This is a genomic window from Bradyrhizobium sp. MI1.3 (assembly GCF_055811695.1).
In genome coordinates this window covers 42076-51308 of the sequence record NZ_JBVVPQ010000055.1, presented here as the reverse complement: position 1 = coordinate 51308, position 9233 = coordinate 42076, and the positions used below count along the sequence as shown (strand labels likewise).

Genomic DNA, 9233 nt, shown 5'->3' with positions numbered 1-9233 from the left:
TTGCAGAAGAAGACTCTTCTAGCGGTGCTCTCAGGACTGAGTACAAAAATTCTCAAGGGCCTCAACGCCACGCTTACAGTCATCCTGTGCGAACGGCTTGCGCAAATAGGCGATGCATCCGGCGTCCATCGCCTCATTGCGCGTGGCCTCGTCGTCGCTCGCGGTCATGAAGATGACCGGCCACTTCGATCCCGATGCCGCAAGCCGGCGCTGCAGCGCGATCCCCGAAATTCCCCCGAGGTGAATGTCAAGCAGCAAGCAGGTTGCCGTCTGCACGCTGTCGCTCTCAAGCAACGCCTCGGCCGAGGCGAACGTCCGGCTCTCAATGCCGTGGCACGCCAACAGCCGCGCCACGCTCTTCAGAAGGCTCGCATCGTCGTCGATCACGACCACAACTGTCCGCTGCGCCATCATAGCCATGTCCAGCCTGCCTAGGCGTATATGACCCCCAAGGGGTAGGCCAATCCCTTGATCTGGATCACGGAAAGTCTGCGGGCGCTGATGTCATCACTGGGCCTTGCGACGCGCAGTGCGACTGACCACTGGTAAGTCGTGCGACATGCGGATCTTTTCTTTACAGGCGTCTCTGGTTGCTCAAATATCTTCTGCGGTGGGTCTCAGGGTATCCACCTGGTGCCCCCTCCACATCTGTTACAGGTAGGGAGGCTTCTATGATCCTATTCAGGATAGTCTTCGCACTAACCGCTATCTTGGTAAGCAGAGATGCATTTGCGGAGTCAGGGATGTGGATCGGGACAGCCCCATTTTGCTATGGGTCGCCAGCAGACTGCACTGATCTGGGAATGACATACGTGAAGAGTGATTCAAAAGGGAACGGTGGCAAATGCTGGACTGGAACGAAAGTGTATTGTTCAGGTTATCCCGCCCCTGAAATTGCATTCATGGGTTATGATGCTTGTGACGGTTTTCAATGTCATCGAACGATGTGCGGTTACAATCCCAGTCCGGGTCCGAGGGTAATCGCAAGTGAGTCTTGGTTCTTCTGTCCTGTCTGCGTCAGTGCAAATGTTAGAACGATCATGAGATTGAACAAAGTTCCTAGCGCACAGATTGCGCGTGCTTGTCCGTGGCGATATTTCTAGGTTCGTGATCATCGGGCAGTGCGTAGGTCAGCCACATGATTCCCTTTTTCTCCGATGCAGGTCCGATCCTCGTCGCCGCCGTTGTGCTTGCAATCGCGGCATTTGGATAGGTAGTCACCTAGCGTGCGGAAGATTGATGCCCGGAGCGGCATCGCTCGAATTTCCACCGACGTTCAGCGTCCGCGTCGACTGGGTGATCGAACAGGTTGGCTACTTCCGGTATTGGCCGATTTTGTTGCAGAAGTCGGCCGTTAGCGATGGATCGTTCGGCCATTTCTCTAAGGACGACCGGCTTTGATCCGCCGGCCCTGACGCTCTCTACGCAACTCGAACGCTACGCAATGCACAGAGCCCGAGCGGGTGGTGGACGAGCGCCCAGCGACGCGAGCCGCCGCAGGTTCTGGGCGATGGCAGCAAGAACAAACTCGTCCTGAGCGCCTTTTGGTCCCCGCAGTCGAAGCCTACCGAGCTTCAGGATGCGCTTCAAATGTGCGAACCGCATCTCGACCTTCTTGCGCTCACGTCGTGACTTCTCAAAGTCTTCGGTGTCGGCAATCGACCGGGCAACGTCTCGGGCGTATTCATGGATGTCGCGCGGGATCTTGCGCGACGGTTCTTTTGGACAGCACTGCGATTTAAGCGGGCATACATCGCAGTCGAGCTTGCTTGCTCGATACAGCAGCGTCTTGCCTTCATGCACGGTACCGCTTGTCCCAAGCCGCTTACCACCCGGGCAGTGATAGACGTCGCCGGCCGGGTCATATCGAAAGTCGCTCGGCGAGAAGGTACCGTCATCCCGCTTCGACTTATCGAACACAGGGATATGCGCCCCGATGCCCTTCTCCTCGACCAGCCAGTTCAGCATCGGAGCAGCCCCGTATGCGGTATCTCCGATAAGCCGTTCTGGCTTGAGACCGAAGCGCTCCTCGGTCCGTTCGACGATGGTCTTTGCTGCGCCGACCTCGGCCTGGCGAATGGCGCGGGAGGCCTCGACGTCAACGATGACACCGAACTTCACGTCGATCAGATAGTTATCGGAGTACGCGAAGAATGCCGCCCCCTTGTGAGCCCCGGTCCATTGCGCTGCCGGATCGGATGGCGAAACAAACTTCGGGACGACATCGCTGGCGGCGCCCCACGCCGTATCGTTGAGGGTCGCCAGATACTCCTTCACCGCGCGTCTAGACTTGGCTGGATCGCGATCCCTGTGCCAGCGCGCGGTGCCTTCCTTGACGGCCTTGTAGGTCTTTATCTTTCCGGCTGGTAGTTCCTGGATGTGCGAATAGCCGGCGGCGCGAAGCTTAGCGATGATCTCCTCCGACGTCAGGCTGAGCGCGGACGAGGATCCCCAACCCAGTGCGAGGGCAGTCATGATGAAAGATCGCAGCACTTGTCCTCCTTGCGCACTCGCCGCCACCGGGTTGGCCCGTTAGCCTAACTGGCTTCAGACCCCGAAAGCGCCTCCAGCCCGTGTCTATCGCCGCGATGTCCTGCTCTATCTGGGCAATCGGCAGCCTGCAATCGAAGCCCTCCCAGGCCTTCAGGTCGACCACCAGGCGCTGGCGGTGCATCCCTAGATCCTTGGGCGACCTAGTAAGCACGCCGCACTACTCGGGGCAGAGACGGCAGTCTCAGAGAAAACCGGTGGGCAAGCGCGAGCACTGCGGCTTCGTCGGTTTCGAGCGCGATCTTCTGGGCGAGCATCACATCGCCAGCCGCCAGAGGACGTTCGGGAACGAAACACCAGCCGATCGCGGGCTGCCCTGATGCGTCGAGCTCTACAACATTGCTCAGGGTACCATATTGAACTCGATATCGTCTGCCGGTGTGAGAACCGGTGACTTCGAAATAGTTGTTGGCATCGAATTGCGCGCGCTGCTCTGGAGATAACCAATCCCGCAGCAGACGCCGCGAACGCGCTTCCGGGCCATTTTGCTCGGTGAAGCTCCGATAAAGCTCACGGAGGGCGCGGAAGCGCGTATTGTTAGCGTCGCTGCGTCTGGACAGAAACATCGTCGCATCGCGATAGCTTAGCCGCCGACGAGACGCGGATAGAATAGCGTCTCTTCCGCGGTGGGATCAAACGACCGTGTGACCTTCAGTTCACTGCCCGCCTTTCGCGTCGCGGCAGTAAACCCCTGATTGGTGAGCTGCTTAAATCGCCGTTCAGCCTCGGCGAGCCCCTTCGGATCAGTTTGTTCAAAGAAATGTCTGCTTTCGCCTGTGTGGTCCATCACGATCTGGGTATCCATGGAAGAGAACTCCGCAATGCTAGGCCTCTGATGAGGAAGGAAACCTCGCGGCACCAAAAAGTGTTCCTAAGCTCGGCATGACTGGCAGTTCTTCTGGCGACGCTCGAACTCCACAAATACCTGATCCGCCGCCACTAACGCCGGCACGGATCGGCGCGGTCGATCCGCCGCGACCCGACCCGCGCCAACGCGTAAGGCGCCGATCTCGACCGTTTCACGACGTCGCGTACCAACCGTCAGGAAATGGAATGAGCGGCCAGTGCGTGTTTTCGGCGTTGTCTTTCGCGGCGGCGGGTTTACTCGCAGTTGTAATATCGGAGGGGCAGTCCTCCACCTCAGCATCCCTCGCCGGGCTGCGCTCGGCGGACCTCAAATCGATTTGCATGAACAAAGCTCCCCACCGGAAGCGCGGTTAAATTTGCAGGGTTCAAAAGTCGATCAAAACTTAATCACCCAGAGAAGATATCGGGTCGCCTTGGTTAGCGATGGGAGCGCGAACCTGACTTAGTTGGTGGGCAGCGCTATCGGGCGTTGCCGCGCGGCCAACACTCATCCCTCGACCGAAAGAGACGGCGCGTCACAGTCGGCATGGTTGAGCAGGCAAACGCCGAAGCCAAGGCGCTGCTCCCTCCGGGGTCTCCATCCGGTGACTTTTTTGGTAGGGCCGTTGGTATCGCGCCGAAAGCGTGTTGGTAGAGCGGACGGGATCGTCACATCGACAACTTTCTTCCGCGCTCGTGAACTCGCTTTGTTACCCTTGGATGAGGGCCTCTACATCCTGAGCATAACGCCCGTGAGTGATGTGTGGGCATTGCCGCCCCCGGCTTGGGCGCCGGTGTTAATGCCGGGGCCGCTCCGCCGGCTCAATCGAACCAGCGAAATTAAACTTTCCACGGGCGCCGGGTCCTAAGGCGCGCGGACTGCACCCAAAGATTCCTAGCAGTCGTCGTCCAAGCATGACATGATGATTCTTAATTGCGTTTCGGAGGGAAAGCCCGATGCGCCTTGCATTGCCTTATCTCGGAATTGGTCTCTGCGCGTCACTGGCGACGTGGTTGTCATTCACGCTGATCTATTGACTGAGCAGCCCGTTCGACAGCCGTCAGCAGCCGCACGTAAGTCCCACTTTCGTGCAGCTCGAGCCAACCCTTTTCAACAGCGCACCTGATGCCGGCGCCGAACCCGGTACCTTTTCCTTTGAGTGTATAGAGGAAGGGATAATTGATCTTCTCGATGTGGATGCGGTCGTTGATCGGCTGCACGCCTGCGGCGAGTTCAAGGAGTTCTCGTGCGTAGGGACGTGCCTCTGTGTGTTTCATGCAGCAGTTCGATCCTCTTTCACCCCTCGTGCCACGATTCGCAGCGCACCGTCTGCAAGAGGACGCTGTAGGCCCTTGGCTTCATCCCATGTCGCGGTCATCCACGTCTCTCCGTCTGGCTTGGTGTAGGTCAACGGTTTCTGCCGAGGCTATGATGGACATGGTCTAGCCACCCGCCGTCTTGGCTGCTTCGGCGACCACGTCCATCTCGCCAAATCCCCAATGCTTCGCCTGATTGCCTTCGCCAGCAGGGTGTCCCCAAGGGGGAGCAAAACTGCCCGCCAGAAATCCCACGGACCTCGCGATGCTCGCGCCTTCTCGAATGTCCAGAGGACAGCCAACTGGGGACGAATTGTCGCCAAAAGAGCGATCTCGCCAGACTTGACAACTTGCTTATGATATCGCGGAGGTAGTTTATTCGCAGCTGTCCGCTTTTCCGGGAGAGCGAGAACCGGACGCTGTGGCTCTGCCGGTTGACCAGGGTAAGCTTTACGCAATGAAAAATGACACCGCTCGAACGAACGCCGACGCCTTGACCGAGAGAAGCCTCGCTCAAACAAAGCCTCACGATGGCCCGCCACGCACGGATGTCGGGACGATAACGCTCCATTGGGCGACCGCCCTCGCGTTCGTCGTCAGCCTCGTTACCGGCCTACGCATCGCAGCGGACGCGCTGCACGCCCCCTTCTCGAAATGGCTCGCTCCCGTCCTGCCACAGGGCGAGATCTTCTCCTGGCATTTGCTCGCCGGACTCGCCGTCTTCTTCTGCGGGTCGGCCTACGTCGCCTACCTCGCGCGCAGCGGCCTCGTCGAGCGCAACAGCCCCAAAAAGACGCGGATTCTCGCGATGCGCGCTCCGGCTCGCCTCAAATGGGGAGCCGTCAACGTCATCCTGCACTGGTTCGTCTATGCGCTCGTGATCTTGCTCACGGCGACGGGCGTCATGATGTATCTCGGCTATGGCGGCTGGTGGGCTTATCTCCACTCGACCGCCGCCTTCGTTTCGCTCGTCTATATCTTCGCGCATGTCGCCGCGCATTATCTCTATGGCGGGTGGCCGCAGATTTTCCGCGTGTTTCGGCCCACCCCGCTCGCGATCACGAAGGCCGTGCGGCCGCGGCCTCTTCTCGTCGCCGCGGCAATCGGGGTGGCAATCGCGTGCGGCGTCGCCGGGCTCGACTGGGCGACGCGCGATACGCTCGTCATCGCGCGGGTGAGCGACGCGCCCAAGCTGGATGGCGCCATGGGCGATCCCGCCTGGTCGCGCGCGCGCCCGGTCTTCATCCGCGCCCAGCAGGGTGCCAATCTCAGCGGATCGGGCGAATCGCTCGTGGAGGTGCGCGCCCTGCACGACGGGCAGAAGATCTATTTCGCCTTCCGCTGGGAAGATCCCACCCGCTCCCTGCGCCGCATTCCGATCATCAAGAAGGAGGACGGCTGGCACGTCCTCGACGAGCGTGCGGGCCTGCAAGACGCCGTCGACTTCTACGAGGACAAACTGGCGGTCATTTTCTCGGATAACCCATCGCTCGGCGGCGCAGGCGCGACGGATCTCGGCGCCAACCCGCTGCCCGGCAAACCGATGCCGATCAACGGCCGGGGCTTCCACTTCACGACGGATGGCAGCTACATAGACATGTGGCAGTGGAAGGCGTCGCGCGGGGGCATGCTCGGCCGTGTCGATAGCCAATATATCGGCCCGCCCTACGCCCCGACCCTGGACGACCAAAATTACGATGCCCGCTACCAAGGCGGCTATTGGAACAAGCCAGGTCGCTCTCTTTATTCGTATAATTTCAAGTTCATCCACAGGGACGACAAGGGGCCCGTGACGGTTCTGCGGCTTCCCAAGGACTGGACGGCGCAGGTCGCAGCGCTCGGCAAATTCGATCTCAATCCCGACAGCAGCGACGACGAAAACGGCCGCTGGTACATGTTCGACCGGGAGAGCGAACCCTACGCTCCAGAGGCCGACGCGAGGATTCCCGTTGGCACGATCCTGCCTGGCGTGATTATTGCCGGCGACACCGAAGGAGAGCGGGCCAATGTCACCGGTGTTTCAAAATGGAGCAACGGACGTTGGACGCTCGAGCTGACGCGCAACATGAAAAGCGATGGCAGATATGACAAGGCCTTCGTGCCAGCCCGCGATCTCTACATGTGGGTCGCTGTTTTCGACCATGCACAGACGCGGCATGCGACCCATAACCGCCCGGTGCTTGTCGTCACGGAGAAATAGCCACCTCACGGGCGGCCGCGAGCTCGACCGGAGGGCACCACGGCGTCACTGCGCTGAAGCATGGTTTCGCCCTCATCCTCGCATCGCATTCTGGCGCGGCGAGCAGCGGTCTGCTCGCGGAAATTCGCGGCGCCCGGAGGCCTCGCGATGACGAGGCATTGTCGGCTCGTCCTCAACGGCAAGCTCGTCGAAGCCCGCTCCGGCGAAAGCCTGATCGATGCGGCGCTCGGCGGCTCGATCCTGATTCCGCACGACTGCAGATCGGGACAATGCCAGAGCTGCCGGGTGACGGTGGTGTCGGGCTCGGTCGATGACGGCGGCTCAGGCCACGGCCGTACTGTGCTCGCCTGCCAGGCCGCGGTCGCTGGCGACGCAGAGATCGAATTCGAAGAATTGCCGCTGCCGATGAAGCGGGCGTGCGCCGTGACCGAGATCAACGAGCTCTCGCCAGAGATCGCCGAAGTCGTGCTGACGACCTCAGCGCCCCTCGAGTTTCGGCCGGGCCAATATGTGCGCGTCAAGTTTTCCGGCTATCCTGCGCGCGAGTTCAGCCCGACCTTCAGACTCGATGGTACCTTCAAGCAAGCCGAACTCGTCTTCCACATCCGGCGCCAGCCTGACGGCACCGTGTCGGGGCAGTTCGGCAAGGCCATCAGGCCCGGCCATGCGGCGCATGTGCAAGGCCCGTTCGGACAAGCCTATCTGCGACAGGGCCAGGGGCCGCTCGTGCTGGTCGCCGGCGGAGCAGGCTGGGCCCCGATCTGGGCGCTGGCCCGCTCGGCGCGCTCGACCCAGCGCAACCGCGAGATGGTGGTCGTCGCCGGCAGCCGGGATGCCGACAACCTCTATATGCTTCCCTCGTTGCAGTGGCTGATCGACGACGGTGTCCGCGACGTCATTGCGACGACGGAGGTCGGATCCACCCTGCCGATCAGGCCCGGGCGCCCGTCGCACTACCTCCCCTTGCTCGGGCTGGACGATACGGTCTACGTCGCCGGCCCCGTTGGTCTCGTCGATACCGTGAAGAACAAGGCGCGCTCGGCCAATGCGCAATGCTACGCCGATCCGTTCCTGCCGAGCTCGCAAACCTCATCGCTGATGGACAAGGTCACCCGTCTATGGCGAAGCCGGGAGCAGCCTCATCGTCCCGGTCTGTGAGCCGACGCGGAGCTCAGCAGCGCCGGCGGCTCACGGCTTGACGGGTAGACTACCGAGGCTGATGATGAGGTCGGCCGCCTTCTGCGTATCGGCAAAGCGTAGAAAGGCCAAGGCGTCCGGATCCTGCAACGTCCTCAAATAGATCAGCGCCAGCACCACGCTCGAGGGATAGTCCGCGTCGGTCGGGTAGTGACCATCCACGCGAAGCACTGTGAGCCCTTGTTCCAACGGCCGCGAGAACGGGCCGAAGCCGACCGCGCCTTGAACATCGCGAACCGTTTCGATCGCTTCCTGTGTGGTGGTCGCCGTCTTCGATTTCTCGGTGATCTCGAGATCATGCCAGCCGGGCATGCTGGCCCGCAGTACGGTGAGAGTGCTGTCCTGGTCCTCGCGCCGCACGACGCGGATGCGCAAATCGGCGCCGCCCAGCTCCTTCCAATTCGCGAGGCGGCCCGAATAGATCGCAGCGAGCTGATCGCTTGTAACGGCACTCACCCCACAGGCGGGATGGACGATGAAAGCCGATGGCAGGCGGGCGATCGCCTTGTAGACGATGCCGGAAGCCGCTTCGGCGTCGGTCAGCCGGCGTGCGACGCGCCCCAAGATCGCCTTGCCGGACCCCACGGCCGCGATGCCTCCGCCAGAACCGATGCTCGGCGGGACCTCGATCCGTGCCGATCCTTCCTGCTGCATGAAGCTCATCGCGATGACGCGCAGGACATCGATGCCATCTCCAGTCCCGACGATGTCGAGCCTGGGTATTTCGGCGCCAGCGGCATTCACCCCCGCAAGGCAGAGGCCCAGAATTGCCGCCGTTATCCTCGAAAATGCCATGGCAGACCCCTTCGAACCACGAGGTGCGCAATCTGGCAAAGAAACCTAAACCATCTGTTGTCGCAACGCCGTCCATTCGGAATCAACTGTGGCGGACAGAAGCGCAAAATTTGATGGTTTCGAAAAACCGATTGTTAATTACTCACCCACAAATAGCCGGTAAATAGACGATATTGAATGCTTCGCTCGCCTAATGTCGCCCTGGAACACGCTCAGGGGCCTCAGCGAGCGACATTGACCGGCCCCGCAAGTTCAGGGTGCTGGCGGTGGCGGCGATTGATACGGATTCGGAAAAGGCATCGAGGGCGCCACCCCGCTGGCGTCGTTG

At 60.8% G+C, this 9233-nt stretch carries 7 protein-coding genes and 2 pseudogenes; 2 read left to right on the top strand and 7 right to left on the bottom strand.

Features of this window, described 5'->3' with window-relative positions; all coding sequences use genetic code 11:
• Positions 1-30 precede the first annotated feature (30 nt).
• From AC0L3A_RS30095 to AC0L3A_RS30070, 6 genes and pseudogenes are all read right to left on the bottom strand, one after another.
• Positions 31-414, bottom strand: coding sequence for a response regulator transcription factor (locus AC0L3A_RS30095; protein WP_473255713.1), 384 nt, complete (start codon positions 412-414; stop codon positions 31-33).
• Positions 415-1437: 1023 nt separating this feature from the next.
• Positions 1438-2301: pseudogene (locus AC0L3A_RS30090) on the bottom strand (transposase); the annotation flags it as partial.
• 392 nt (positions 2302-2693) lie between these two features.
• Entirely contained in the window at positions 2694-3116 is a 423-nt protein-coding gene (locus tag AC0L3A_RS30085; RefSeq protein ID WP_007601728.1) for a hypothetical protein, read from the bottom strand.
• A gap of 17 nt (positions 3117-3133) precedes the next feature.
• Positions 3134-3355 carry a hypothetical protein gene (locus AC0L3A_RS30080; protein ID WP_007601727.1) on the bottom strand — a complete coding sequence of 74 codons (222 nt, stop codon included), beginning with the start codon at positions 3353-3355 and terminating at the stop codon, positions 3134-3136.
• A gap of 1058 nt (positions 3356-4413) precedes the next feature.
• On the bottom strand, positions 4414-4674 hold the full coding sequence (locus AC0L3A_RS30075) for a hypothetical protein (RefSeq protein ID WP_007601725.1): 261 nt from the start codon (positions 4672-4674) through the stop codon (positions 4414-4416).
• Positions 4671-4802, bottom strand: a pseudogene (locus AC0L3A_RS30070) (SOS response-associated peptidase); the annotation flags it as partial. The pseudogene AC0L3A_RS30070 and the gene AC0L3A_RS30075, both read right to left, overlap by 4 nt.
• Before the next feature lie 368 nt (positions 4803-5170).
• Here AC0L3A_RS30070 and AC0L3A_RS30065 point away from each other — a divergent pair.
• Positions 5171-6913, top strand: a complete 1743-nt coding sequence (locus AC0L3A_RS30065; protein WP_473255712.1) for an ethylbenzene dehydrogenase-related protein — start codon at positions 5171-5173, stop codon at positions 6911-6913.
• Between the two features lie 147 nt (positions 6914-7060).
• A complete protein-coding gene (locus AC0L3A_RS30060) occupies positions 7061-8071 on the top strand; it encodes a 2Fe-2S iron-sulfur cluster-binding protein (RefSeq protein WP_219681336.1) in 1011 nt (336 codons plus the stop codon).
• Between the two features lie 30 nt (positions 8072-8101).
• Here the strand turns inward: AC0L3A_RS30060 and AC0L3A_RS30055 are convergent, their stop codons facing one another.
• Complete coding sequence (locus AC0L3A_RS30055) at positions 8102-8905, bottom strand: substrate-binding domain-containing protein (protein WP_219681333.1); 804 nt, start codon at positions 8903-8905, stop codon at positions 8102-8104.
• Positions 8906-9233 lie beyond the last annotated feature (328 nt).

What these genes read in the sequence shown, in the direction of transcription:
- AC0L3A_RS30075 (WP_007601725.1), bottom strand. Translation starts at nt 4,674, where the DNA reads ATGAAACACACAGAGGCACGTCCCTACGCACGAGAACTCCTTGAACTC.
- AC0L3A_RS30080 (WP_007601727.1), bottom strand. Translation starts at nt 3,355, where the DNA reads ATGGATACCCAGATCGTGATGGACCACACAGGCGAAAGCAGACATTTC.
- AC0L3A_RS30065 (WP_473255712.1), top strand. Translation starts at nt 5,171, where the DNA reads ATGAAAAATGACACCGCTCGAACGAACGCCGACGCCTTGACCGAGAGA.
- AC0L3A_RS30095 (WP_473255713.1), bottom strand. Translation starts at nt 414, where the DNA reads ATGATGGCGCAGCGGACAGTTGTGGTCGTGATCGACGACGATGCGAGC.
- AC0L3A_RS30060 (WP_219681336.1), top strand. Translation starts at nt 7,061, where the DNA reads ATGACGAGGCATTGTCGGCTCGTCCTCAACGGCAAGCTCGTCGAAGCC.
- AC0L3A_RS30055 (WP_219681333.1), bottom strand. Translation starts at nt 8,905, where the DNA reads ATGGCATTTTCGAGGATAACGGCGGCAATTCTGGGCCTCTGCCTTGCG.
- AC0L3A_RS30085 (WP_007601728.1), bottom strand. Translation starts at nt 3,116, where the DNA reads ATGTTTCTGTCCAGACGCAGCGACGCTAACAATACGCGCTTCCGCGCC.